The 26,621-nt window shown below is 36.7% G+C and carries 21 protein-coding genes and 1 pseudogene; 14 read left to right on the forward strand and 8 right to left on the reverse strand.

The window, feature by feature from the left end; translation table 11 throughout:
* Positions 1-248: 248 nt before the first annotated feature.
* Together D7V20_RS14845 and D7V20_RS14850 are read right to left on the reverse strand one after the other, a co-directional pair.
* A complete protein-coding gene (locus D7V20_RS14845; RefSeq protein ID WP_120384915.1) occupies positions 249-815 on the reverse strand; it encodes a peptidylprolyl isomerase in 567 nt (188 codons plus the stop codon).
* A gap of 381 nt (positions 816-1,196) precedes the next feature.
* Positions 1,197-2,264, reverse strand: coding sequence for an alpha/beta hydrolase (locus tag D7V20_RS14850; RefSeq protein ID WP_120384916.1), 1,068 nt, complete (start codon positions 2,262-2,264; stop codon positions 1,197-1,199).
* A 202-nt stretch (positions 2,265-2,466) separates the two neighbouring features.
* On the opposite strand from D7V20_RS14850, the gene D7V20_RS14855 reads away from it, so the two are divergent.
* The 3 genes from D7V20_RS14855 to erpA all read left to right on the forward strand — a co-directional run bounded on the left by D7V20_RS14855 (position 2,467) and on the right by erpA (position 4,795).
* Complete coding sequence (locus D7V20_RS14855) at positions 2,467-2,946, forward strand: hypothetical protein (RefSeq protein WP_120384917.1); 480 nt, start codon at positions 2,467-2,469, stop codon at positions 2,944-2,946.
* Between the two features lie 380 nt (positions 2,947-3,326).
* On the forward strand, positions 3,327-4,331 hold the full coding sequence (locus D7V20_RS14860) for a putative solute-binding protein (protein WP_120384918.1): 1,005 nt from the start codon (positions 3,327-3,329) through the stop codon (positions 4,329-4,331).
* A 128-nt stretch (positions 4,332-4,459) separates the two neighbouring features.
* On the forward strand, positions 4,460-4,795 hold the full coding sequence (erpA, locus tag D7V20_RS14865; RefSeq protein ID WP_120384919.1) for an iron-sulfur cluster insertion protein ErpA: 336 nt from the start codon (positions 4,460-4,462) through the stop codon (positions 4,793-4,795).
* Between the two features lie 65 nt (positions 4,796-4,860).
* Here the strand turns inward: erpA and D7V20_RS14870 are convergent, their stop codons facing one another.
* Positions 4,861-5,712 carry an alpha/beta fold hydrolase gene (locus D7V20_RS14870; RefSeq protein WP_235831651.1) on the reverse strand — a complete coding sequence of 284 codons (852 nt, stop codon included), beginning with the start codon at positions 5,710-5,712 and terminating at the stop codon, positions 4,861-4,863.
* A 191-nt stretch (positions 5,713-5,903) separates the two neighbouring features.
* Positions 5,904-7,031: an anhydro-N-acetylmuramic acid kinase gene (locus D7V20_RS14875; protein WP_120384920.1), complete on the reverse strand. Its 1,128-nt coding sequence runs from the start codon at positions 7,029-7,031 to the stop codon at positions 5,904-5,906.
* A gap of 80 nt (positions 7,032-7,111) precedes the next feature.
* Here D7V20_RS14875 and tyrS point away from each other — a divergent pair, with 80 nt between their 5' ends.
* From tyrS to D7V20_RS14890, 3 genes are all read left to right on the forward strand, one after another.
* On the forward strand, positions 7,112-8,326 hold the full coding sequence (tyrS, locus tag D7V20_RS14880; protein WP_120384921.1) for a tyrosine--tRNA ligase: 1,215 nt from the start codon (positions 7,112-7,114) through the stop codon (positions 8,324-8,326).
* Positions 8,327-8,631: 305 nt separating this feature from the next.
* Positions 8,632-10,566, forward strand: coding sequence for an ATP-binding cassette domain-containing protein (locus D7V20_RS14885; RefSeq protein WP_120384922.1), 1,935 nt, complete (start codon positions 8,632-8,634; stop codon positions 10,564-10,566).
* Between the two features lie 996 nt (positions 10,567-11,562).
* Positions 11,563-12,570, forward strand: a complete 1,008-nt coding sequence (locus D7V20_RS14890; protein WP_120384923.1) for a putative solute-binding protein — start codon at positions 11,563-11,565, stop codon at positions 12,568-12,570.
* A 149-nt stretch (positions 12,571-12,719) separates the two neighbouring features.
* Here the strand turns inward: D7V20_RS14890 and gyrB are convergent, their stop codons facing one another.
* The 4 genes from gyrB to dnaA form a co-directional block, all read right to left on the reverse strand.
* A complete protein-coding gene (gyrB, locus tag D7V20_RS14895) occupies positions 12,720-15,188 on the reverse strand; it encodes a DNA topoisomerase (ATP-hydrolyzing) subunit B (protein WP_120384924.1) in 2,469 nt (822 codons plus the stop codon).
* A gap of 52 nt (positions 15,189-15,240) precedes the next feature.
* The gene (gene recF, locus D7V20_RS14900; protein ID WP_120384925.1) at positions 15,241-16,323 is read right to left on the reverse strand and encodes a DNA replication/repair protein RecF; all 1,083 of its coding nucleotides are present in this window, start codon (positions 16,321-16,323) and stop codon (positions 15,241-15,243) included.
* A gap of 26 nt (positions 16,324-16,349) precedes the next feature.
* On the reverse strand, positions 16,350-17,498 hold the full coding sequence (gene dnaN / locus D7V20_RS14905) for a DNA polymerase III subunit beta (protein WP_120384926.1): 1,149 nt from the start codon (positions 17,496-17,498) through the stop codon (positions 16,350-16,352).
* Positions 17,499-17,608: 110 nt separating this feature from the next.
* Positions 17,609-18,997 (reverse strand): chromosomal replication initiator protein DnaA, encoded by a 1,389-nt coding sequence (gene dnaA, locus D7V20_RS14910; protein WP_120384927.1) that lies wholly within the window; start codon positions 18,995-18,997, stop codon positions 17,609-17,611.
* Positions 18,998-19,677: 680 nt separating this feature from the next.
* Between dnaA and rpmH the strand changes: the two genes are divergently transcribed.
* The 8 genes and pseudogenes from rpmH to D7V20_RS14950 all read left to right on the forward strand — a co-directional run.
* Positions 19,678-19,812, forward strand: a complete 135-nt coding sequence (gene rpmH / locus D7V20_RS14915; protein ID WP_000831329.1) for a 50S ribosomal protein L34 — start codon at positions 19,678-19,680, stop codon at positions 19,810-19,812.
* 33 nt (positions 19,813-19,845) lie between these two features.
* Positions 19,846-20,238: a ribonuclease P protein component gene (gene rnpA, locus D7V20_RS14920; RefSeq protein WP_120384928.1), complete on the forward strand. Its 393-nt coding sequence runs from the start codon at positions 19,846-19,848 to the stop codon at positions 20,236-20,238.
* Between the two features lie 9 nt (positions 20,239-20,247).
* Positions 20,248-20,568, forward strand: coding sequence for a membrane protein insertion efficiency factor YidD (gene yidD / locus D7V20_RS14925; protein WP_120384929.1), 321 nt, complete (start codon positions 20,248-20,250; stop codon positions 20,566-20,568).
* A 5-nt stretch (positions 20,569-20,573) separates the two neighbouring features.
* Positions 20,574-22,313, forward strand: a complete 1,740-nt coding sequence (gene yidC, locus D7V20_RS14930) for a membrane protein insertase YidC (RefSeq protein ID WP_120384930.1) — start codon at positions 20,574-20,576, stop codon at positions 22,311-22,313.
* Positions 22,314-22,408: 95 nt separating this feature from the next.
* Entirely contained in the window at positions 22,409-23,773 is a 1,365-nt protein-coding gene (mnmE, locus tag D7V20_RS14935; RefSeq protein WP_120384931.1) for a tRNA uridine-5-carboxymethylaminomethyl(34) synthesis GTPase MnmE, read from the forward strand.
* A 222-nt stretch (positions 23,774-23,995) separates the two neighbouring features.
* Entirely contained in the window at positions 23,996-25,243 is a 1,248-nt protein-coding gene (locus D7V20_RS14940) for a tyrosine-type recombinase/integrase (protein WP_120384932.1), read from the forward strand.
* A gap of 553 nt (positions 25,244-25,796) precedes the next feature.
* Positions 25,797-26,009, forward strand: a complete 213-nt coding sequence (locus D7V20_RS14945) for a helix-turn-helix transcriptional regulator (RefSeq protein ID WP_120384933.1) — start codon at positions 25,797-25,799, stop codon at positions 26,007-26,009.
* A 127-nt stretch (positions 26,010-26,136) separates the two neighbouring features.
* Positions 26,137-26,621, forward strand: a pseudogene (locus D7V20_RS14950) (DUF927 domain-containing protein); the annotation flags it as partial.

A 26,621-nucleotide genomic window follows, 5' to 3' on the forward strand; every position in this document is an offset into this window, starting at 1 on the left:
ATCAGCGACAAATAAGACGCAATAAACACTCAACAACTTAACCCTTTAAGCTAAGTTCGTTTGCTGTATCGCGTCGGGATGAGCTCATTATAGGGTAATTTCTTAGGCATGCAAGCGCTTTTAACTGATTGTTTTATTGAGTGTTGTATTTTTATGCACTAATTTGGTTCGTTTTTAAACCAATATTCACATAAACCTATAATAATAAAGCAGAAATATAAATAAAATATTTCTGCTTTATTTTCTTGTTATTTTTTAGCTTTACTATTGATTGTTTGAATACTGATGATTTTTACAGCTTGTTTAGGTACATCTTGATGTATACCCATTGTTCCAGTTGGTGTATTCACAATTTTATCTACGATATCTAAACCTTCAGTCACCTTACCAAACACGGCGTATCCAGGATTCCCAGCTGATTTATTTAAAAAGTCGTTGTTTGCAACATTAATAAAGAACTGACTAGAAGCAGAGTTTGGATCATTGGTACGTGCCATGGCCAAAGTTCCTCTAGCGTTCTTTAAGCCATTACTTGCTTCATTCACGATAGAAGGTTGTGTGGCCTTTTCTTTCATATTGCTATCAAAGCCACCGCCCTGAATCATAAAGCCTGGAATTACGCGGTGAAAAATGGTGCCATTATAAAATTGACTATTTACATAACTTTTAAAGTTCTTGACTGTAATAGGAGCTTTATCATCATACAGTTCTATTTTGATATTGCCCAAATTGGTTTTTATTTGCATGTCTGTATTGGCAAATGCCTGATTTGCCAATACAACTAATGCAAGGCTTAATCCTATCTTTTTGATCATTGTATTATCCTAGAACATTTTAAAATTGATAATGTCTTATATTAGTCTGCTTTTAATAAGAATAAAGACAAAATTCTTAACCATTTAGTAAAAATTATCTTGGCTATTTATAAACGCTAACGAAGTATTTCTTGATGAAATAAAGATATGATCTATCGTTTTCAATCAGCTCCCACATTATTTCAATCATCGGCTCATATGTATTTTGGAAAATACACCGACCTCATTTTAGAGTATTTACACTACCTTTATTAAATAATGTACAACGTTTTAAACTTCTTTTATCTGTACCAATCGAAATAGGGGTATTAGATATTTCAGTAAAAATAAAGCTTTTGTTCCACGTGAAACAAAAGCTTTTTAATAGAACAGAAATAACGATTATTGCTTATCCCAAAACTTACGAAATTCTTTACTCATTTCGATCACATTCTTTTTAGCTTTTTTGGAAATAGGGGTCAGGTTGATAAAACCATGTGTTTGATCTTCATAATCGTGATAATGCACTTTTACACCGTTTTGACGTAATTTATAAGCATAGATCTTACCTTCATCATGTAACAAATCATGGCCTGCCGTAATCAAAAAGGTCGGTGCTAGTTTTTTCAAATTACCATTGGTTGGCGAAATAATGATGTCATCTAAAGCGATATTGAACTTATTTGCATAGAACTCTGTTACATGGTCAATATCAATACCCGTTAAAACTAATCCATCTTTATATGCAAAAAATGAAGGATGACGACTTTTAAAGTCTACCGCTGGATAAATTAGAAATTGTGCGTGAGGTGCATAAGCCGCATTTACCGCCCTTTGTGCCACAACTGTACTAATATTGCCTCCCGCACTATCTCCAGCAACCGCAATCCTATTTTTAAGAATTTTAAATTGACGACGATTCTGATAAACCCAAGCCAAGGCATCTTCACAAGACTGAATAAGTTCACGAGGCCCAACTTCTGGTGCAAGTGGATATTCAATACTTAAAACTTGTACTTTTGCATGTGTTGCTATCAGTCGACAAACTTCATCATGCGTATCCACGCTTCCTACGACAAAACCTCCCCCGTGATAAAATACAATCATCGGAAGTTTTTTGTTCGGGGCTGGGTGATAATGTCGTGCATAAATACTGCCACTTTGTAGTGGCATACGAATATCTTCAACAAATTGAACATGTGTAGGTTTATGAGAAATAGACTGCATTTGCGATTCAAATTGTTTTCTCGAACGCTCTACATCTTCACCAATAAATCCCGACTTACCTTGTTTTAACTGGGCCGCCATTAAACATTTAGTGAAACTATCTAATTGAGGATACTGATAAGGATAGCCAAGTATTTTAGCCAAAGACTCTTGAGCAAATGCAGGTAAACGATCTAAAGTTCTGCCCGCTGGCCCTTGGCCTTTTTCTATAAGCTCTTGAATATTATGTTGTAAAACGCCCATTTATTTTCCTTCCTTAGCATCCAAATTCTTCATATTTTCTACATGATCATAGGTTAACTGACTATATTCTTATACAAGTCTAGCAGTCGATATACAAATATTAATTTTAAATACGCTAAGCTGAGTTATCTCAGTTGTCATTGACTATTTCGCTATTTTTGAGGAATTTTTTTGCTATTCCTTTTTTGATAAGGAGATCACCATGGCGCTAAAAGCATTATTTATTTCATTAATTACCGCTTTGATTACTGTAGGCTGCGTAGCATTTCCAGAAGACCACTATAATCCTCGAACTTATGAGTATCGAAGTAACGGCGGTTATGCTTACCCAAGTAAGCATAGATATGATGAACGCTACGATCGTAGATACGATAGGCGTTATGACGATCGCCAACGATGGGAACAGGAACGCGCTTATCGTTTGCAACAGGCTCGAAAAGAGCAAGAACGACGCCAATATCTAATTAAAAAACAGCATTGGGAAGATCAACAAGCAAAACGTGATCAAACCAGAAACCAACAATTTGATCATCCTAAGCGTACTTGGGATAAAAAAACGGATTCTAATTCTCGTTGGAATAATAATGCCAATCAAAAACACTGGCAGCAACATCAACGTCCTGAACAGCATCGCGAAAAAAAACGTGATGATCGTAAAAATAGAGAGAATGATCGGGATTAATTAAATAAAGTATCTGATGATACTCAGATTCTTTTGTCTTTTAGGTAATGTTTTTACTGAAGCAATATAAAAAGTGATTGATTTTTAATGTATAAAATTATTCATTCACTTTTTAAATTAACTTTATATTTTTGTCATTTAAGTCATTGTACTCAAACTTATTTCAAGTGATCATTTTTACAACATCAATTCATGGTAAATATGAATAGTAACTTTGAAAAATAAGCTGTTCATATCTAGATTCAATCTAATTTAGAGTGTCTTTACCTCTAAATTAATTCAATCTTTTGATGTAAAAAGTTCAGCTATCAAATCATTGAATTTAAAAAATTTAGATAGCTTGAATATCAATAATATTGATCATGGAAAGGAAAAAAATAATGAAATGGTCTAATGCGCTTTTTGTTGCTGCTGGTCTATTGGTCGCTACTTCAACAACTCAAGCAAAACAAGTCATGTGTGTATTTGATTTAGTTGGTAAAAATGGTGATGTTTTTACACTAATGAAAGATTATCAACTTGCAGCTAAAAATTGGGGTGCGGATTTAGAGTTAAAGGTAAACAGCAACGAAGCTGTTATTGCCGAAGATTTTAAAGCAGGAAAATGTGATGCTGTCAGTATTACAGGTATGCGTGGTCGTCAATTTAACAGTTTTACAGGATCATTAGATGCGATTGGTGCGATTCCTGATCTTGGTTTAGCAATTAAAGTAATGCAAGGCTTAGCCAATCCAAATTTTGCAAAATACATGACCAGTGGTCAATATGAAGTGGTTGGCGTTATTCCCGTAGGTGATGCTTTCCTGATGGTCAATGACCGTAATATTAATACCGTTGCGAAAGCTGCAGGTAAAAAAATAGCTGTACTCGATTATGACCAAGCTCAAAAAATCATGGTTCAGCAAATCGGAGCTCAGGCTGTAAGTGCTGATGTCACAAATTTTAGTAGTAAGTTTAATAATGGACAAGTCGATATCATTGGCGCACCTGCCGCAGTATTTAAACCTTTAGAATTACATAAAGGTCTCGGCAGCAAAGGTGCGATTGTGAATTACCCACTTTTACAAGTCACAGGTAATATCATCATTCGACCTGATAAATTTCCAGCAGGTTATGGTCAGAAATCTCGTGATTGGATCAAGTCTCAATTACCACGTGCCAATAACATTATTGGTAAAATGAAAGCAGATATTCCAGCCAAATATTGGATGCAAGTCCCTGCTGGTGATAAACCTGGTTATCAAAAATTAATGCGTGAATCACGTATCAGTTTGACCAAACAAGGGATTTACAACAAAACAATGATGAAAATTCTTTGGCAATTCCGTTGTAAAAATGATCCGAAAAACTTTGAATGTGCACTACAGGATGAGAACTATAAATAAGCCTGTACTAAATCCGATAAATTTAGTCTGAATTTACTTTAAAGTTCATTCCCTGACCATATATTGAGTATGTTATACTGAATATATGGTCTTTTCATTTAAGCCATTTGAAACTGAGGAACATCACCATGAATGCCCAAGTATTAGAGCTGACTGACAATGCTGCAAATAAAGTTCGCCAACTTCGTGATAGCGAAGGTAATCAAGATCTCATGTTACGTGTATATGTAACGGGTGGCGGCTGTTCAGGTTTTTCTTACGGTTTTAATTTTGCTGAAAGCACCAATGAAGATGATGCAGAATTTATCAATGGCGACGTAAAAATGTTGGTTGATTCTTTGAGCTACCAATATTTAGTTGGTTCAAAAGTAGATTATATTGAAAGTCTGGAAGGTTCTCGTTTTATTGTTGAAAATCCAAATGCAACAACAACCTGTGGTTGTGGGTCTTCGTTCTCAATCTAATCTCAACATATATTTGAAAATGCCCTCTATGTTGAGGGCATTTTTATATCCTTAGATTTTAAGCCTTATGCAATAGTTTCTAAAATAGTTTGACTTAATTCTTTTGCATTCTGCACAGGAATCCAATGCGTTGCATCCATAATCACCTCTTTATAAGCAGCTTTGACAAAATGTTTGTTGAATTCAACACTTTTTGCACCAATTGCCGAATCTTGCTTTCCCCAAATAAATAAAGTCGGAACTTCAATTGGCTGGGTTAAATTTCGATTTGAACTAAAAGGCACACCACGATACCAATTTAAAGCTGAACTTAAGCGTTTTTCAGCAACGATATCCTGTTGAAAATCCGCTAACTGCTTGCTGGTCATGCCTGAATCTTTTAAAAGCGCCAAACCAATTTTAGGAATTTTTTCAAATAAAAATTCTGGAATTTTGGGTAGTTGGAACAAACCAATATAATAAGACTTCAACAGTTGATTGCTACTCAACATTGCTTTCATAAAAGCAGCTTTATGTGGTACTGAAATGGTAATGAGGTGTTTTACTTTTTTCGGATAACGTTGTGCGACTTCCCATGCGACGACAGCACCCCAATCATGCCCCACCAAATACACAGGTTGTTGAATAATCTCCAAGAGCGCATTCACATCTTCAACCAAAGCAGAACTACGATAATCACGGCGTTTCTGAGGCTGAGCACCCAAACTATAACCACGTTGATTGACCGCAAATGTACGGTAGCCTCGCTGATTCAAAATTTCTGATGTTTCCTGCCAGCTTTTATTGGTTTCAGGAAATCCATGTAATAAAACAAAAATTTGCCCATCTAAGGGGCCTGAATCCATCACATCAAAAGTCAAATTTTCTCTTCGAAAGGTTTCGATACGTTGCATTAATATATTTGGAATTGTATTCATTCTTGTCTCGATGAAGTTTTTATCCATCTTGTAAGTTTAATGCGTATTGATGAACAGCAGATGAGGACATTTCACTGGGTTTTAGGGCCGAATGCTGTAGAACAATCTTCAAGCCCTGTTTAAAATAAAAAGACGATTCTATTTTCAAAAGAAAAATGATGTCTTCAATTTTTGGGAAATCGATTTTGGTACTACACCACGGTTATGGTACCTAGAATACGATCACCCGTTGCACCAGTGACAGCTGGTAAATTACCACTCAGTTTTTGATCAAAACGCATGGCCAACCAAGCAAAAGCCGTCGCTTCTACCCAAGTAGGTGCTAAACCTAATGCAGAAGTTGTTTGTACTGACCAATGATGCTTACGTAAACGCCAACGCAATTGTTCAAGCAAATGTGAATTATAAGCACCACCACCACAGACATAGACCTCACCTGTATCTAAAGGTGAGCGGTAAATGGCTTTTTTAATTGCACGTGTCGTCAATTTCATTAATGTTGCTTGAATATTTTCAGGTGTATCTTCTAATTCATCATATTCAAGATCATTACGCCAATCCGCAATTTGTTCATCTAACCATTCCAAATTAAAGTCTTCACGACCTGTACTTTTCGGTGGTTCTTTAGAAAAATATTCATGGGCTTGCAAGCGCTCTAACAATGAGCGAATCGGTTGTCCATACGCCGCCCAATTGCCATTCTCATCATAGGGTTGCCCTGTATAACGCTGACACCACGCATCCATTAAAATATTGGCAGGTCCTGTGTCAAAACCATAAACCGCTTGAGGGTTTCCTGCAGGCAACATGCTCACATTGGCAATGCCGCCCAAATTGAGAATCACACGATGAATGGTTGGATGTTGAAAAAGCGCTTGATGAAAAGCTGGAACCAATGGTGCTCCCTGCCCACCTGCCGCCATATCACGACGACGGAAATCTGAAATGACAGGAATTTGAGTTATTTCAGTAATAATATTGGGATCGCCAATTTGTAATGTAAAACCATGTTCAGGACGATGACGAATGGTTTGCCCATGCGAACCAATCGCTTTAATTTGACTGCGATCTAAATGATTTTCTTGAATCAGTTGGTTAACCCCATGTCCAATCATCGTTGCAAGCGATACATCTGCTTTACCCATTCGATCAATTTCATTGTCATCCGGTAAGGTCAATGCCATTAACTCATCTCGTAAATCGGGATCAAATGGCACAGTCAAAGTCGCATGAATGTGTAGCGGATCAAATGAAGCAGCAACAAAATCGACGCCGTCCATGCTGGTTCCAGTCATTACGCCAATATAGATTGTTGTCATGAGATATTCTTCGCCTGCATTTCGCTGAAAAAATGTTAGTATATCGCACAAATGAGATAACTGATGTATTGGATTTTGTGATGTCAAATTTCCTGCCCGCGGAAGAACAACTTGCCCTCATTCAACGAGGCACACACGAGATTATTTCTGAAGAGGATCTTTTAAAGAAACTTAAAGAAAATCGCCCTTTAAAAATTAAAGCAGGTTTTGACCCAACTGCACCAGATTTGCATTTAGGTCACACAGTCTTAATCAACAAGCTAAAAGTCTTTCAAGACCTAGGCCATGATGTGACTTTCTTGATTGGTGACTATACAGCAATGATTGGTGACCCGACTGGTAAAAGTGCCACTCGCCCACCGCTATCACGTGAACAAGTTTTAGAAAATGCCAAGACGTATCAAGAACAAGTGTTTAAAATTCTTGATCCAAATAAAACCAAAGTTCGCTTTAACTCTGAATGGTTTGCAACAAAAACCGCAGCTGATTTAATTCAATTGGCTTCACAACAAACTGTTGCACGTATGTTAGAACGTGATGACTTTACTAAGCGTTATAACAATCACCAGCCGATTGCAATTCATGAGTTCTTATATCCATTGGTTCAAGGTTATGACTCTATTGCACTTGAAGCCGATGTAGAGCTTGGTGGAACTGATCAAACTTTTAATTTATTAATGGGTCGTACACTACAAGGGCGTTATGACCAAGAAGCTCAAGTGTGTATTACCGTTCCTATTCTTGAAGGTTTAGATGGCGTCAATAAAATGTCTAAATCTTTAGGCAATTATATTGGTGTATTCGATGCGCCTGGTGCAATGTACCAAAAAGTATTGTCTATGCCTGACAGCTTGATTGAACGCTATTTCGAACTATTGAGCTTCAAATCACTTGAAGACATTGCTGTTCTATTAAAAGAAATGGCAGAAGGCCGCAACCCTCAAGACATTAAGAAAATTCTTGCACTTGAGTTGGTAGAACGTTTCCATGGTGCTGAAGCAGCTGAACATGCGCACAAAGGTGCGGGAAATTTAATCACTGAAGGTGAATTACCAGAAGGTACACCAGAAGTCACCATTTCACGTGGTGAATACGGTGGTGAAGTTTCAATCGTATCGATTTTGCGTGCAGCAGGGCTAACTAAAAACTCAGCTCAATCTAAAGATGCTGTTTCACGTGGAGCCGTTAAAGTCGATTGGGAAGTCGTTGATGCAAGCTTCATGGTCAAAGAAAACGTCACTTTAATTATCCAGGCCAGTAAAAAAGCAATTGCTAAAGTCACATTTGTTGACTAATTGCTTAGGATAAAATAGAGAAAGCCATCGCAATGATGGCTTTTTTTATTGCTTCTTATTGATTAAATAATGATAAAAATCAATTATTTTATGCTTTTAAAACAATATCACACTTAGATCATTCAATTGAAATGATCCCCTTACATTCTCAACAAAAGCTCTTCAATCGATTGGTGGTTTTTCTAAATTTAATCCAATCATCAAATTTAAATATTTTTTAACTGATATTAGTTTGATTGAGAATTTTTGAACTCTGCCATTTTTCCTTTAGAATACCCCACCAAATATTCAATAGTTAATTCACTATGATCCAGCTTGACCAACTTTCAATTCGCCGTGGCGGACGTATTTTATTCCAAAAAGCGTCTATGCAACTTCATCCAGGTTGGAAAATTGGTTTAACGGGCGTCAATGGTGCAGGTAAATCAACTCTATTTTCTGCGCTACTGGGGGGTATGGAGTCGGATAGTGGTTCATTAACACGCCCTGCTGTTTGGACTGTTGCACATATGGCGCAAGAAATTAAAGCGCTACATATGAAAGCGATTGATTTCGTGCTTTCTGGCGATGAAGAATTTTGGGAGATTCAAAATAAACTCAATCATCCTGAAAATTTAAATGATGAAGAACTTGCCCATCTATATGGTCGTTTTGATGAAATTAATGGTTATTCTGCGCCATCGAAAGCATCTCAACTGATGGCTGGCTTAGGCTTTTTTGAACATCAATCACAATTAGATGTAGCGAGCTTTTCTGGTGGTTGGCGTATGCGCTTAAACCTTGCTCGTACGCTCATGAGCCGTTCAGACTTGTTGCTTCTTGATGAACCAACCAACCATTTAGACTTAGATGCTATTTTATGGTTAGAAGATTGGTTAAAAGCGTATGAAGGTACTTTGGTGCTTATTTCACATGACCGTGATTTCTTAGACGCGATTACTGACCATATTTTGCATATTGAAAATCAAGAACTCATTTTATATACAGGGAATTACTCAACTTTTGAACGTACTCGTAGTGAACGTTTAGCACAGCAACAGCAAGCTTATGAAAAACAACTAGAAACACGAGCTCATTTACAAAAGTATATTGATCGCTTTAAAGCTCAAGCCACTAAAGCCAAACAAGCACAAAGTCGTATTAAACAACTCGAGCGCATGCAAGAACTCTCTGCTGCGCATGTGGATACCCCTTTTACTTTTAGTTTCCGTGAACCGACCAAAATGAGTTCACCATTACTCGAACTTGAAAGTGCTGATATTGGCTATGGTGAAAAACTGATTGTTACCAATGTCAATCTACAAATTACTCCAAACAGCCGTATTGGCTTATTGGGAATGAATGGTGCAGGTAAATCAACTTTAATCAAGTCATTGGTCGGTGATTTAAAACTCTTACAAGGTCAGCGCAAAGATTCTGAATTATTAAACATTGGCTACTTTGCACAACATCAAATGGATGCATTGGATGGAAATGCTAGCCCAATGCTACAGCTAGCTCGTATTGCTGATAAAAAGATCAGTGAGGCCAGTTTACGCTCATTCCTAGGCAGTTTTGGCTTTAGTGGTGAACGTATGGATACACCAAGTGAGAGCTTCTCAGGTGGAGAACGTGCACGTTTAGCATTGGCTTTAATTGTATGGCAACGTCCTAATGTACTTATTCTCGATGAGCCAACCAACCATTTAGATTTAGATATGCGTCATGCATTGACGATGGCATTGACAGATTTCCAAGGGGCTGTGGTTTTGGTTTCTCACGAACGCCAATTAATCGCGAGTGTCTGTGATGAACTGATTTTAGTACATAACGGCCAAAGTCGTGAATTTGATGGCGATTTAACAGCTTATGCTGAATGGTTACGTCAAGCACGTATCGATATGATCAAAAATGGGCAAAAGCCTGCTGCACCAATCAAGTCACAAGTTGAGGTAAAACCAACGATTTCTAAACTTGATAAAGAAGCTCAACGTAAAGAATTGGCTCGCCAGCGTGATCTAAGCCGCCCTATCCGAAAAAATATTGAAAAAAATGAATCTGTTATCAATAAAATTCAACCTCGTTTAATCGAAATTGAAAACTTATTGGCAGATACCACCCTTTACGAAGCAAACCGTAAAGATGATTTATTGAAGCTTATGAATGAGCAAACTGATTTAAAAGCAAAATTAGAGCAAGTAGAAGAACAAATGCTTGAACTGATGATGCAGCTTGAAGAATTAGAAAGTTCGTTTGAATAAAATCATTCAAAAGATAGGTTGAAAATGCTTTTCGTATTCCCAACCTATCTTTTTATTAAAAAATAACAATTCAAACAGTAAGTTAATAAAAAATTTCAACTTATATTCCAATAACTTTTCAAATTTAGACCATTAAATCAACACGCATACTTAATTTTATGACAATGACATAGAAGCAGTGCATCAATACTTAAAATAACAATAAATTAGCGATAAAAATCATTTTGTCGTTGATCAAATCACTTAAAGCACAACAAGTACATTTATTTCTATCTTACCAATCAATATTGAAGCGAATACATAGCGACTCGGTTACGCCGTAACCAACTGTAATTTATATTAAAATTAACACATAACTTTTATTTATGATTTAAAATTAACTGCGTGGAACATATTAAATTAACTACATAATCAATTTTCTAGACAATTTATGCAAAAAAATTAAAGTTTTGCTTTTAAAATTCAAAAAAATTTCTAAGTTTGTTGTGGATAAGTTCAACAATAAACATGCTTTGAAGGTCAAAAGTTAAATCTTGTTTTTCATCTTTTCATTTAAATATTAGGGTAGAAAAGTGCATTTTTTCCGCAAAAAAATAAACTTTTAATATTCGCAACCCAACTTATCCACAATGTTACACACAATATTTTGATTAATAAAACACCAAAATTCAAGCTTATTTTTAATACAATAGCTGTTTTTATTGTTACTCATTGAGCACTGTCGTTTAAAAATGCAACAGCAACTGTAAAATATATACACTTACATATTTGCTCAATATTTAAACATTTTTAAATAAAATATAATAAATTCTACTTAATTTTATGATTTTTCTATGTAATTTTAAAAACTCAATTTAAATTGAAGGTCTATATCTCAATATTTTTCAAAAAAATAATGATATTTGGAGTAAATACTCTATTTTTTTTAAAGAAAGCTGATTAATATTGCGCATATGGAAAATTCCTCGTGATGAACAAAATAGATAAGGACGAAAAATGAAAAAAATTGCACTCGCTATTGCTGCTACTTCAATCTTTGGAGTAAGTGCAACAACTCAAGCCGCTGTAAATATCTGCGTATTTGATTTACTTGGTAAATCAGGTGAATCATTTCAAATGGCTCAAGAATGGGCGCTTGCAGCTAAATCTTGGGGAACAGAAGTTGTTTTACTACCAAAGCAAGATGAATCTGTAGCTGATAATGATTTTAAAGCTGGCAAATGTGATGGCGTATTCATGACTGCTATGCGTGCACGTCAGTACAATAAGTTTGTAGGCTCAATCGATTCTATTGGTGGTGTACCAAGTAATTCTATCGCTCAAAAGGCAATTACATTTGCACTTGATTCTCGTAATGCAGCGAAAATGACCACAAACCTAGGTGGTAAAAAGTATGAAGTTGCAGGTATTGCTCCATTAGGTTCTGCATTCATATTTGTTCGTGATAAAAGCATTAGCTCAATTGAAAAAGCAGCTGGTAAAAAGTTTGCCGTGTTGAGTTATGACAATGCTCAGAAAATTTTAGTACAACGCGTTGGTGCACAAGCTGTGCCTTCTGATGTAACGAACTTTGTCGCTAAATTCAACAATGGCCAAGTTGACATGGTTGGTGCGCCTGCTTATGCCTATAAACCATTAGAAATTTATAAAGGTTTAGGTACCAATGGTGCAATGTTTAACTTCCCAGTATTACAAGTGACTGCTGATTTAGTCATTCGCCCTGAGAAATTCTCTGCTGGTTTTGGTCAAAAATCTCGTGATTATTTCATCAAAAACTTACCAAAAAGCTTTGCGATGATTAATCGTCTTGAAGCGGGTATTCCTGCAAAATTTAAGATGAATCTAACAGCTGATGATAAATTAAAATATCAAAAGTTAATGCGTGATGGTCGTCTTGAATTAACCAAAATGGGTATTTATGATGCTTCAATGATGTCTGTGTTGAAAAAAGCACGTTGTTCTGTTGATAAAGCTAACTTTGAATGTTCGCTTGGCGGTGAATAAGATTTAAATCTTATTTAACCCATAAGTTGATCATAAAAATACCAGTTCATTGAACTGGTATTTTTGTCTTAGTTTTCCACTCAATGTTTGATCCAAATAAAAAGGGAAACACCTTACCAGCGTTTCCCTTTTTATTGAATAAATTTTACTTAAGCATCAATATCTGCATTCAGTGCATTTTCTTCAATGAAAGCACGACGTGGTTCCACATCATCCCCCATCAAACAAGAGAACATACGATCCGCTTCAATTGCATCATCAATGGTCACTTGTAACATATTGCGGTTTTCAGGATCCATAGTGGTTTCCCAAAGCTGTTCAGCATTCATCTCACCCAAACCTTTATAACGCTGGATCATCATGCCACGACGAGAATCCGTTAGGATTTGTTGCCAGACTTGATGGAATGTAGAAACATTGATCTTACGATCACCTTTCTGTAAATAAGCGCCTTCTTCAAGTAAAGTGAACCAACTCTTCGAATTATGTAATAAACGCTTATATTCATTCGATGCCAATAATCCTGCATCCAATAAATAACTATGCGGCAAATTATGTACATAGATTGTGATACGTGGGAAATAAACTGTCGTTTTACTTCCATCAGCATTGTCTTTTTCAAAAGCTTCTAAGCTTAATTCAGGGCGTAGACTTGGCTGAGTTCTTTCAACTGCTGCACGTAGGTTTTCACCCCATTCTTGTACATAATGTACATCGTGATTATGATCAAATTTATAAGCATCTAAACTAATCAGACCATCTAACAGTGTAGCAGGATAACGAAGCGTTAAACGTGCCAAACTTTTCTGAGATGTTTGATAATCTGCAATCACTTTTGCTAATGCATCACCACGAATTGCTGGTGCATCTGCACTTACATGTAATTCCAATTCATCAATTGCATTTGAAATCAAATATGTTTCGAGTGCATCATTATCTTTAATATATTGTTCTTGCTTACCTTTCTTCAATTTGTATAACGGTGGTTGAGCAATATAAATATAACCACGCTCTACAAGTTCAGGCATTTGACGGAAGAAGAACGTCAGCAATAAAGTACGGATATGCGAACCATCCACATCCGCATCGGTCATGATAATGATTTTGTGATAACGTAATTTATCAGGATTGTATTCTTCACGACCAATACCACAACCTAATGCTGTGATCAGTGTTCCGACTTCCTGTGACGAAATCATCTTATCAAAACGAGCACGTTCCACATTCAGAATTTTACCTTTCAATGGAAGAATCGCTTGCATCTTACGGTTACGACCCTGTTTTGCAGAACCACCAGCAGAGTCACCCTCGACTAAGTATAATTCCGAAAGTGCTGGATCTTTTTCCTGACAATCAGCCAATTTACCTGGAAGACCAGCAATATCTAACGCACTCTTACGACGTGTCATTTCACGTGCTTTACGTGCTGCATCACGTGCACGCGCAGCATCAATAATTTTACCAGCAATAGATTTAGCGGCTTGCGGATTCTCTAAAAGATATTCAGCAAATGCTTTATTCATTGCTTGTTCAACAGCAGGTTTAACCTCACTGGATACTAGTTTTTCTTTGGTTTGTGATGAAAACTTAGGATCAGGTACTTTCACTGAAACAATTGCAGTTAAGCCTTCACGCGCATCATCGCCTGTGACCGCAACTTTCTCTTTTTTCAGTAGATTTTCATTTTCCATGTAGCTATTCAAACCGCGGGTTAATGCCGCACGGAAACCAGCGAGATGTGTACCGCCATCTTTTTGTGGAATATTATTGGTAAAACAACGTACATTTTCTTGATAAGTATCATTCCATTGCAACGCAACTTCAACACCAATACCGTTATCTGCTTGTGTTGTGAAATGGAAAATATCGTTTAGATGAGTTTTACCTTGGTTAATATATTTAACAAACTCAGACAAACCACCTTCATAATCAAAGATATGTTCTAAGGCAACACGCTCATCACGCAAGACAATGCGTACACCTGCATTTAAAAATGAAAGTTCACGTAAACGACGTGCCAAAATATCAACATTAAAAATCGTTTGACTAAACGTGTCAGCACTTGGCCAAAAACGAACTGTCGTTCCTGTTGTAGTTGTATCACCAATGACTTTCAGTGGATATACAGGATCGCCGTGTTTATATTCTTGTTGGTGAATGTGCCCAGCACGATGAATCGTAAGCTCTAATTTACTCGAAAGCGCATTCACAACAGAAACACCTACGCCATGTAAACCACCAGAAACTTTATAACTATTGTCATCGAACTTTCCGCCCGCATGCAAAATAGTCAAAATAACTTCTGCTGCAGATACACCTTCTTCTGGGTGAATATCTGTAGGAATACCACGACCATTATCAGTCACACTTACAGATTCATCTTCGTGAATATTCACAAAAATTTCATCACAATGTCCAGCTAAGGCTTCATCAATGGCGTTATCCACCACCTCAAACACCATATGGTGTAGACCTGAACCATCATCGGTATCACCAATATACATACCTGGACGTTTACGAACTGCATCTAGACCACGTAATACTTTGATACTAGAGGAATCATAAGCCTTTTCAGTGGTTTGTTCTGTTTGAGAAGCTGCTTGATCTTCTGAACTCATGGTTTCTCCCTAGTGAAAAATAGGTCTTTCCAAAATTGGTTAAAATCTAAAATCATGGCACAACGACACTTACTTGACCTTGATCTACATTGAATAACTGGTATGAAATAGACAAATCATGTAAATGTTTTTTTACTGATTCATGGTCTAGTGTGGTAATAAAAACTTGACTACCAAGTTGGCTCAATCGCTCAATTAAACGCTGTTGTGCACTTAAATCTAATTCTGCTGTCACATCATCTAATAATACCACAGTTTCCTTATTACAGGCGTGTAACATCGCGATTTGTGATAGTTTTAAAGCCATTATTAATAACTTTTTTTGCCCTCTAGAAAGCACAACATCAGCATCCCCCATGGGAGTTTTTAAACGGATGTCAGCACGATGTGGTCCATATTCTGTATAACGCCGATCAACATCTTTTTGATGATATTGAATCAAATCATTGGCCAAACCATGTTCCACGTGGAACCCTGCGCTATATTCCATTTCGATACTTAAATGAGGCAACAGTTGTGTCAGGTCTTCCTGCAAATATTGCTTCCATTGTTCCACGATTTCTATACGCTGAGAATGCAGTATTTCACCATATTCACTGAGCATTTTATTCCATGGTTCCAAGTCGATTAAACTGAGATTACGCCGAGTTTTAAGCAAACTATTACGCTGTTTAAGCGCACGTGAATAATATTGCCAAGCATGGTAAAAATCAGGTTCCACGTGAAACATGAGCCAATCTAATAGCTGTCTTCTTGGCTTAGCACCATGATCAATAATATCGGTACTTAAAGGATCAATCAGTTGTAAAGGTAAAATCTTTGCAAGCTGCCCTTGTGTTGCAACAGTATCACCATTTACTTTTATAAGCTGTTCACCACTTTGCATTTTTTGCATACCAATCTTTTCTGAGATTGATTGAGCAAAAACAATTGCATCTGTTTGATTGTTCTGAATATAGTTTTTAGGAATATGTGTACGAAAAGAACGCCCTGTCGCCAATAAATGAATGGCTTCTAATATCGAAGTTTTCCCTGAACCATTTTGTCCATAAAAAACATTAAACGGTTGCAACTCTTGGAGTGCAACCGCTTTCAAGTTTCGAACACGTTGTATGTTTAAACGCGTAATATGCATAATGAAAGATTTAAATATTCAATCAATTAAACACGCATTGGCATAACAACATAAGTTTGATTTGGTTGTGTAGGATCTTGTACCAACACCGATTGGTTTGCTTCTGACATAGTCATTGCCATATCATCCCCATCCAAGACACTCAATACATCCAAAATATACTGTGCGTTGAAAGACATTTCTAAAGGCGCACTTGCGTACTGAATCGCTAAGTCTTCAATTGCCTCATCTTGTTCAGGGTTATTGGCACGTAATTGTAATGAATCGGCATTAAAATTAAGGAAAACGCCACGTAACTTTTCATTACTTAAAATCGCAACACGTTGCAAAGATTGTTTGAATACATCATGTGGAATGGTGACCACTTTATCACCACCACGTGGAATAACACGACGGTAATCAGGGAACTTGCCATCAATCAATTTTGTAGTGAAACGAACAGTAATATCGGCTTGTTCTTTATCTTTACTCTGTGTTTGGATTGTGACATTCAATAGCTCACGACCAATAAGCAATGTTAATTGTTCGTCCTCAATACTCAATAAACGTTGTAATTCACCTACAGCTTTACGTGGAACAATCGCTTGAACAGGTTGTGTCGTCGTTGAAGATGCTAAGGTTTCACAAAGTGCTAAGCGATGACCATCAGTCGTCACTGCACGTAATTGATTGGCATCAATTTCCAACAATGTACCTGTTAAATAAAAACGTACATCTTGAACAGCCATTGCAAATGCTGTTTTTTCAAATAAGCGTTTAAGTTCACGTTCTGTCACTTGAACTTGAGTACCCTGACTGTTTTCATTGGTCAATAATGGGTAATCTTCGGCTGGTAAAGTCCCCAAGACAAAACGGCTATTTCCAGACTTTAAAATACAGCGTTGATCTTCAGTAATTTGTAAATCAATTAATGCAGCTGTTGGTAGTGATTTACAAATATCAACCAATTTACGTGCAGGAACTGTCGTCTCCCCTGCCTGTAAGCAAGCTCCATCAGACAAGGTTGTACTCGCAACTAATTCCACTTCCAAATCTGAACCAGTAATTGTAAGCAATTGATTCGTAGCTTGAATTTTAACGTTTGAAAGAATATTTAAAGTATGGCGACGTTCAACTGCTCCAACCACATGGGATAAAACATTGAGTAAGCTCTCTTTCGCGATTTTCAAACGCACGGTGGAATTCCTCTAAACTAAATATAACTAAAACGGGGATAATAAATTTTTTTAATGACGTACTATGCGGCAGTTTATGCCGCATTGCAAGCGTATAATTTGTTCAAAATTTAGCTTTGTAACAAACGCATGAGGTTTTTATAATCCTCATTAAAAATTGGATCTTCATCACGTAAGCTTTGCACTTTTTCACAGGCATGCATCACGGTACTGTGGTCTCGCCCACCAAAAGCCATACCAATTTCAGGAAAGCTATCACCCGTTAATTCACGAGCCAATCCCATCGCCAATTGGCGAGGTCTTGCATAAATACGTGTCCGTTTCGGACCAACCAATTCTTTTAACGGGATTCTAAAGTATTCACTTACTACACGCTGAATATTTTCTGTACTGATGGTACGTGCACGAATTGCCAATACATCTTTTAATGATTCACGTACTACATCTAAATCAATCGCAGAACCTTTAAAGCGTGAAATAGCGACAACCTTATTCAGTGCACCTTCTAATTCACGAACATTGGCAACCACTTGTTGTGCAATAAATAAGGCACAATTGCGCGGCAAATCAATGCCACTGCTTTCTGCTTTTTTCAGTAAAATTTCAATACGTGTCTCAATATCAGGAGGTTCTACCCCAACAGACAATCCCCATGAAAAACGAGACACTAAACGAGGATCCAACTCAGTTAACTCTTTTGGATAACGGTCAGATGTTAAAATAATTTGCTTTGATTCATCGAGTAAAGCATTGAATGTATAGAAAAATTCAACCAAACTTGCTTCTTTACCAGCCAATAAATGAATATCATCGACCAACAATAAATCTAAAGATCGGCAGTTCTTTTTAAACTCTTCAACTTTACCTTTTTGTAATGAACTGACAAAGTCTTGGACAAAACTTTCAGCCGTCATATACATCACACGTGCGTTTGGCTTTGCTTGTAATAAAGCATTGCCTACCGCTTGCATCAAATGCGTTTTACCTAAACCTGTAGGTCCATATAAAAATAGTGGGTTGTGTTGAGATTCACCCAATTGGGTTAAAACTTTTCGGCAAGTTTCTGCTGCCATCTGGTTTGAACGACCTTCAACAAATAATGCAAAATTAAATAGAGGGTTCAATTGGCGCTTTTTGAGGTTCTTTGGTGAAGCAACATCAGGTTCTTTATCTTTTTTAACTCTTTGTGGCGCTTGTTGATGTACAGAATCCAAGGCTGCTGTTGTCGTTGCAGGTTGCTCAGATGCTGAAAGTATCGCACCAGGTCGAGAATCGACATGTATTTCTACTTTACGAATACGACCTTCAGACAATTGTTCAGCAAGAATTGAAATCAATTCTAAATGATGCTCTTGAATATATCGTGTCCAATATGGATTAGGTGCATACAGTCTTAAAGTATCTGCAACTTCTTCTGCAACCAAAGGACGAATCCACATGGCAAAGACATTATCAGAGAGCTCTTGTCGCAAGCGAGTTAAGCAGTCCGTCCAAAGCATGTGAAACCCCTTCATTCTATTTTAAATTTAAAAAAGACCAATCCCCCCGCTAAAGGGGTCGCCATTCTAACCAAGTTATCCACATCTGTCATGACTAATTCAGTCTAAAATGCTCAAAAAAGCAACCTTCTGTAAATAAATTTAAATTCAAAGCACTTGTGGATAATGTTTTCCACAAACTGTGGATAAATTATCACATAAACTTATCCACAATTCATCATTTTAATAAAAACAGTTATATCCACAACCTAAACACAAGTTATCAAACAGAAAAATATGGTTTTCCACAAAAAAAATAGCCCTTAATAATAATAAATTTAAATTTTAAATTTGAATTTATTTATAAAGATCCAAAGTTCTGTGGATAAAACACGAGTTATAAATTTAAATTCAAAATTTGTTCATTTTAAATTTAAAAATCGGAAATTAAATTTAAAACCTGAATAAACCTATGGATAACTTTGCGGATATGCTTGTTGGTAACTATTATTTATACTATAAAATAATAAGTTATGTTGTGAATATATTTTTTTGAATATTTAGCAGAGATAACAAAGAGAATACGATTGACTGGATAAAAAAAAAGCAAATATAAAAAGAAAAGTGTATATTCATTGACAGCATAAAGAATGCACAATACAATCGCGAACCTTTAGAAAGATCAATTTTGGAGTTTCGATATGAAACGTACATTCCAACCATCTGAATTAAAGCGCAAGCGCGTTCATGGTTTCCGTGCTCGTATGGCTACTAAGGCTGGTCGTCAAGTATTAGCTCGCCGTCGTGCAAAAGGTCGTCACAGCTTAACTGTTTAATTTATTAAATCGTTAGCATACGACTTGGGTGTTATGTCTCTTTATAGTTTCAGTCCAGAGGTGAGAATCCGCTGTGCTGCAGATTACAAAGGTGTATTTGATGGTGCGCTTTTTAAAGTGCATCAACCCCATTTTATATTCTTAGCAAAAATGACCGAACAGCCTAAAAGCCGTTTGGGTATAGTTGTTGCGAAGAAAAAAGTGCGCCGTGCACATGAAAGAAATCGAATAAAACGTTTAACGCGTGAAAGTTTTCGTTTAAACCAGCAAAGTATCGATTTGTTGGATATTGTGGTTATGCCCAAAGTTGGCATAGAAGCAATTCCAAATGCTGAACTGTTTCAGCAACTTGAATTTGCTTGGTCGAAATTGCAGCGCATTGTTAAAAAGCACCAAAAAATAACTCTATCTTCCCCTCAAAAATAGAGGAAGCCAATGATTCGTTTATTGCATTGGTTGATTCGTTTCTATCAAATTGCGATTAGTCCACTCATTGGGCCTCGTTGTCGTTATATTCCGACTTGTTCACAATATTCGTTAGAAGCAATCCATACGCATGGTGCATTAAAGGGCTCATGGTTAGCCACTAAGCGCATATGTCGTTGTCATCCTTGGGGTGGACATGGTTATGACCCTGTGCCTAAAAAAGCAATTCGTTTTATTTCATTTCAGCAAATAGATTCTCAAACGCTTCATGTTCCTGTACCCTTGCGTGAACGTTTATTGAACCAAAAACACTCTAACCACTTGGGGTAATAGATATGCAACAATGGGCCAGGTTTGCGATCCTCGGGGCCATGTTAGTTACAGCATATTTGCTCATTTTGGCTTGGCAAAAAGACTATGGTCATAACACAACAACTAAAGCTGAAACTCAGCAAGCGGTTGTTGCGCATGATGTGTCTGCCGATTTGCCAAATGGCCAAAAGACTGCAGCGACTAGCGATGTTCCGCAAGCAAATATAGCTGCTGCACAGCAGAAGACTGCTGCACCAGCCACAGCAAATCAACAACTGATTTCAGTACAAACTGACCTCTATCATCTTTGGATTAGTCCTAAAGGTGGTGATATTGTGCGTATTGAATTACTCAATCATGACAAGAGCAAAGATAGTGATCAGCCTTTTGTTATGCTTGAAAGTGATGCAAAACGTACCTACGTTGCTCAATCTGGTTTAATTGGCCTAAATGGTCCAGACAGTAATCCAAATCGACCAGACTATGAGTTTGAAAAAGCAACTTATACGGTTGCTGATGCAAAAGACGTAAAAGATAAAGACGGCAAAACAGCGAAAGTTTTATCTGTACCGATGGTATATAAAACTGCTGATGGCGTAGAAATCATCAAGACATTTACTGTGAAAGAAGGTAAATATCCGATTGATGTGAGCTATCAGGTCGTGAACCGTAGTGCGCAAAATTGGCAAGGTCAAATGTTTGGTCAAATCAAACGTGACAACTCTGACGATCCAGGTAAAACTGACCAAGGTATCTTTACCCTTGGTACATTCCTTGGTGGTGCATGGGGTACGCCAGAAGAGCATTACAATAAGTTAAAATTTGCGAATTTTACTGAAGAAAAACTCAATACCGAAGCAAAAGGTGGTTGGGTGGCAATGGTTCAGCATTATTTTGTGAGTGCTTGGATTCCAGGTCATTTTGGTGGTCAAGAATACACTGCAAAATTAGAGTCTCGTAAATCTGCTGATGGTATGAATATCATTGGGTTTACATCTCCAACAATTAATGTTCCTGCTGGTAAAGCAATGAGCATTGACGCAACATTCTATGCGGGTCCAAAAATTCAATCAGAATTGAAAGACTTAGCTGCTGGTTTAAACCAAACTGTAGATTATGGTTGGTTATGGCCAATTGCTAAATTGTTATTCATGGGCTTACAGTTCTTCCATGGCATCGTGGGTAACTGGGGATGGTCAATTATCTTATTGACTGTGTTGGTGAAATTGATTCTGTGGCCATTGTCAGCTAAGGGCTATCGCTCTATGGCGAAAATGCGTGTGATTGCACCTGAAATGCAACGCATGAAAGAAGAGTTTGGTGAAGACCGTATGCGTTTCTCTCAAGAAATGATGGCGCTTTACAAACGTGAGCAAGTCAATCCACTTTCAGGTTGTTTGCCATTACTTCTACAAATGCCAATCTTCTTAGCATTGTATTGGGTTTTGATGGAGTCTGTAGAACTTCGTCATGCACCTTGGATACTTTGGATTCAAGATTTATCGGCAATGGATCCTTGGTTTATCTTGCCATTGATCATGGGGGTGACCATGTTTGTTCAACAAATGTTGAACCCACAACCGACTGATCCGATGCAAGCGAAAGTCTTTAAAATCATGCCAATCATGTTTACAGTATTTATGCTGTTCTTCCCTGCTGGCTTGGTTTTATATTGGACTGTGAATAACTCAATCACGATTTTACAACAATGGTTTATCAACAAAAGTGCTGAAAAAACCAAACTCACAAAAGATGTGGCTTAATTGATTTAATCATCATTAAGCAATAGCTGAAAAAATCCGCTTGAGATGGTAATCTTAGGCGGATTTTTTTATTGTCAAAATTTGAGTAGATTTAGATGACCAATAGTGTAAGCCAAACCACAATTGCAGCCATTGCGACTCCACCTGGACGTGGAGGGGTTGGAGTTATTCGTTTGTCTGGTCCTCAGGCTTATGCGATCGCTGAATCTTTTACTCAAAAAACTTTACCTCAGGCTAGATTTGCAGGGTTCCGTCAGTTTTTAGATGAACACGGCGAAGTGATGGATGAAGGTTTAGTCATTTGTTTTCCAAATCCAAACTCATTTACTGGGGAAGATGTTGTGGAGTTGCAAGGTCATGGTGGCCCTGTGATTCAAAATGCATTATTGGCTCGTTTGTTAGAACTCGGTGCAACTGCTGCTAAAGCTGGTGAATTTTCTATGCGTGCCTTTGAAAATGGCAAGATGGATTTGATTCAAGCTGAAGCGATTGCAGATTTGATTGATGCAACATCACAAGCTGCGGCTCGTTCGGCAGTACGTTCTTTGCAAGGTGCATTTTCAAATAAAGTGAATGCTGTTTTAGAAAAATTGATTCATCTGCGTTTGCATGTAGAAGCTGCGATTGATTTTCCAGAAGAAGAAATCGACTTTTTGGCGGATGGAAAGATTTTAGCGTTGTTGCAAGAGGTACAGTCATCTGTCACAGCTGTTCAGCAATCTGCACGTCAAGGACAGTTATTGCGTGAAGGTTTACAGGTGGTGATTGCAGGCAAACCGAATGCAGGTAAATCATCCCTATTGAATGCGCTAGCAGGAAATGATCGTGCAATTGTGACAGATATCGCTGGAACAACACGTGATGTTTTACATGAAAAAATTAGCTTAAATGGCTTACCGATAACCTTAACTGACACCGCTGGCTTACGTGAAACAGGGGATATCGTAGAAAAAGAAGGCATTCGTCGTGCGATTAAAGAGATAGAACAGGCTGATTTACTGTTACTTGTTTATGATTTAAGCCAAGGGGAAAATCCTTTAGCATTAGCGAAAAATTATTTTGCTGAGCATATTGAACCAAAGCGTTTAATGTTGATTGGAAATAAATGTGATTTGACTGATCAAAAGCCTGAATTGAGTGATTTTGATGGTTTTAGACATATTACTGTTTCAGCCAAGCAAGAGATGGGCGTACAAGCGCTTATAGAGGCGATTACAGCGCATGCAGGCTTCCACCCAGAAGAAGATACCTTTATTGCACGTACACGTCATTTAGATGCAATGAAGCGTACTCAGCACTATCTAGCCGAAGCACATGAGCAGCTTGTGGTTTACCATGCTGGTGAATTGGTCGCTGAATCGTTACGTTTAGCACAAAATGCTTTGGGAGAGATTACTGGTGACTTTAGTGCAGACGATTTATTGGGAGTAATTTTTGGATCGTTTTGTATTGGAAAGTAATTTAAAAAAATAATAAAAATCCAATATGTTCCAGTAAGTTACTATATAAATTAAATAGCATTAAGTTTTAAATACTTAGTGCTTTTTTATTACCTTTTTATTGTTCCTATATGTTCTATGTACTCATCTAATGCTATGATTTTTTTAGTCACTAATTAGTTACGTGACTTAAAATGACTAAATTAATGCATGAGTGACTAAACTTTGCCAAAGATAAATAGTATGGTTTTCTCAACAGATCGAGAGATTCAAAACTTTAAAGCACAAGAAAAGCGCTATTCAGTGAAAGACAAGCTAAATAATGGTTTATTCATTGAAGTTAAAGAATCAGGCGTTAAGTCTTGGCATTACCGTTATACGTTTGAGGGTAAACAAGAAAGACTTGTTATAGGTCGTTATCCTGATCTTTCTTTAAAAGAAGCTAGACAAATTCGTGATGAATCAGCTTCAAAAGTTGCAAAAGGCATTTCACCAAAACAAGAAAAAGAAGATAAAAAAGCAGGTCGATTAAAAAGTGTTTTATTTAAAGACTATGGTGAACGTTATCTAAATGAAGTCATCAAAAAAGATAGAAAAAATCCATATAACTTAGTTTTATATTTAAACAATGATATTTATCCATTTATTGGGCACATTATAGTAAATAAGATCACGACTGAAGATGTGCGCCGTGTGATATGGCGTAAGAAAGAACAAGGTTATGATGCTTCGGCTAGTCAAGTTAGAGGCTTATTAAAACGTATGTTTGATTACGCTGTTACGCTTGGAGTTGTACCTTTCAATCCTGTTTTAGCTATTCCAACTCGTCATGTATTCAAAAATAAACCTAGAGATCGGTATTTAACTACTGATGAAATACGCCAGTTTTACACTACCCTCTTAAATTCACGTATCTATAGACCTAGAAAGCTTGGTTTATTACTGTCCTTGCTGACCTTATTACGCAAATCTGAATTATTAAAAGCAGAATGGTCACATATAGATTTTGAAAAACGGATATGGCTTATTCCCGTGACTAAAGCTGATAGTAAAACAGGAAATAGCCGTGAGATGGTTGTTTATATGTCCGATCAAATCATAGAAATATTAAAAGAGCTCAAAACAATTGCAGGTGATGAACCTTATGTTTTTGTTGGTAGAAAGTCAGGAACTCATTTTAGTCACAATGCTTTTAATACTTCACAAAAAAATGCCCTTAGATTGACGGATATACCTGATTTTACAATTCATGATTTACGCCGAACAGCGAGTACCCATTTAAATGAGCAAGGTTTTAATCGTGATGCTATTGAGAAGTGCCTTAATCACTCGGCAGTTGGTGTACGTGCTGTATATAACAAAGCAGAGTATGCAGAGGAAAGAAAAGAGATGATGCAAAAATGGAGTAATTTTATTTTTAGTGTGATTTATGAACCAAATTTGATTTTTTTTAATCAAGCAAAAAAACATTGGCAGGTTGAATGTAAGTAAATATTTCAAAGAATATAAATGCATTTATATCTATAAGTATAGAAAACATGATTTTTTGGGTGATTTTTGTTCTTTTTATTGAAAATTATAAATAGATATAAATGAAGATTATAAAAATATAAATGCATTTATATTTTTATATAAATCGTATTTATATTTTTGATTTTTATGATATTTAATTTAAGTTGCGAGATTGAATTTATTTGATAAAGTGTTGTCCATAGAGTTCAATTAACTCTAAAGAAAAGGGCTAACAAAGGTATTCGCAGTACCTAAGTAGCCCTAATCAAGTTAGTAATGATTACGAGTCATTACTTGTATTTTTTAACCGCTTTGAGAAGCACAAACTGGAAATACAGAATGTAAACAGTCAAAAATAGTTAAATATAAATATAGCCTAGATCAATTTTTTTGCAATGATTTTAATTTTGCAAAGATAAAGTGTTCCTTTTTTTTTAGGAGCTCTAGAGCTTGTGTTTTTCTAAATAAAGACTTTATTCCTGTACTTCACTTTTGTGTCTGAATGCTTACATAAGCTAATTTGGATATATCAATGAAAGATCTAACAAATACTCCTAATTCCCTTCGTTTAATCCGCCGTAAAGAAGTTCAATTAAGAACGGGCTTAGGTGCTTCATCTATATATGCTTTAATGCAAAAAAATCAGTTTCCTAAACCAGTTACGCTATCTATTCGCCGTGTAGCTTGGGTTGAATCAGATGTAGAAGAATGGATTCTGAATCGTATTTCTCAAAAACAAAAGTAATTGTACGTTTCTTATAGCCCACAGCATAAAAATTTATTCTATGGGCTATCTACTTAAAAAATTAGTCATATCTATCGAGTATGGAAATGACATTTTCAAAATTTAGTAAGAGATTCAGGGTATGAAAATGGAATCATCCCAAAAGTTCATGAAAAATGAATTTTATGATCATAAGTTGATATTCAAAAGTTGCACGGTACTTAATCCATTGGATGAAGCATATTTAAACCATCCAATCATTGAACGTTTTGGTAGTCCATCACAGTCGATCTATATTGACCAGTACAATGTAGATATTAACGGCGTGACCTATGGGCAGCCCTTGATCTTACCGATCTACAATGCTCAATTAGAGCCTGTACAATGCGCTGTATTACAAAATAAACAACTTGTACAAGTCATCCCTGATGGCTTAGCCAAAGGTTTTGCTTATTATGGCGAGTTGCACCAAGATAAGCCCATCATTATCACTTACCACCTAGAGGCTTTTTTTAAACTTGCCTCCAGTATCAACAGCCATATTGAACACATGCAAGATACTTTTGCAGTGGTACTGGTGATATTGCCTCACCTATGCAGTGCCAATCAATCAGAACTCAAAGCTTTTGATTT

This window comes from Acinetobacter rongchengensis, assembly GCF_003611475.1.
Classification (GTDB): Bacteria; Pseudomonadota; Gammaproteobacteria; order Pseudomonadales; family Moraxellaceae; genus Acinetobacter; species Acinetobacter rongchengensis.

Coding starts and splice junctions, on each gene's coding strand:
- D7V20_RS14845 (WP_120384915.1), bottom strand. CDS start 815: ATGATCAAAAAGATAGGATTAAGCCTTGCATTAGTTGTATTGGCAAAT.
- D7V20_RS14850 (WP_120384916.1), bottom strand. CDS start 2,264: ATGGGCGTTTTACAACATAATATTCAAGAGCTTATAGAAAAAGGCCAA.
- D7V20_RS14855 (WP_120384917.1), top strand. CDS start 2,467: ATGGCGCTAAAAGCATTATTTATTTCATTAATTACCGCTTTGATTACT.
- D7V20_RS14860 (WP_120384918.1), top strand. CDS start 3,327: ATGAAATGGTCTAATGCGCTTTTTGTTGCTGCTGGTCTATTGGTCGCT.
- erpA (WP_120384919.1), top strand. CDS start 4,460: ATGAATGCCCAAGTATTAGAGCTGACTGACAATGCTGCAAATAAAGTT.
- D7V20_RS14870 (WP_235831651.1), bottom strand. CDS start 5,712: ATGAATACAATTCCAAATATATTAATGCAACGTATCGAAACCTTTCGA.
- D7V20_RS14875 (WP_120384920.1), bottom strand. CDS start 7,031: ATGACAACAATCTATATTGGCGTAATGACTGGAACCAGCATGGACGGC.
- tyrS (WP_120384921.1), top strand. CDS start 7,112: ATGTCAAATTTCCTGCCCGCGGAAGAACAACTTGCCCTCATTCAACGA.
- D7V20_RS14885 (WP_120384922.1), top strand. CDS start 8,632: ATGATCCAGCTTGACCAACTTTCAATTCGCCGTGGCGGACGTATTTTA.
- D7V20_RS14890 (WP_120384923.1), top strand. CDS start 11,563: ATGAAAAAAATTGCACTCGCTATTGCTGCTACTTCAATCTTTGGAGTA.
- gyrB (WP_120384924.1), bottom strand. CDS start 15,188: ATGAGTTCAGAAGATCAAGCAGCTTCTCAAACAGAACAAACCACTGAA.
- recF (WP_120384925.1), bottom strand. CDS start 16,323: ATGCATATTACGCGTTTAAACATACAACGTGTTCGAAACTTGAAAGCG.
- dnaA (WP_120384927.1), bottom strand. CDS start 18,997: ATGCTTTGGACGGACTGCTTAACTCGCTTGCGACAAGAGCTCTCTGAT.
- rpmH (WP_000831329.1), top strand. CDS start 19,678: ATGAAACGTACATTCCAACCATCTGAATTAAAGCGCAAGCGCGTTCAT.
- rnpA (WP_120384928.1), top strand. CDS start 19,846: ATGTCTCTTTATAGTTTCAGTCCAGAGGTGAGAATCCGCTGTGCTGCA.
- yidD (WP_120384929.1), top strand. CDS start 20,248: ATGATTCGTTTATTGCATTGGTTGATTCGTTTCTATCAAATTGCGATT.
- yidC (WP_120384930.1), top strand. CDS start 20,574: ATGCAACAATGGGCCAGGTTTGCGATCCTCGGGGCCATGTTAGTTACA.
- mnmE (WP_120384931.1), top strand. CDS start 22,409: ATGACCAATAGTGTAAGCCAAACCACAATTGCAGCCATTGCGACTCCA.
- D7V20_RS14940 (WP_120384932.1), top strand. CDS start 23,996: ATGGTTTTCTCAACAGATCGAGAGATTCAAAACTTTAAAGCACAAGAA.
- D7V20_RS14945 (WP_120384933.1), top strand. CDS start 25,797: ATGAAAGATCTAACAAATACTCCTAATTCCCTTCGTTTAATCCGCCGT.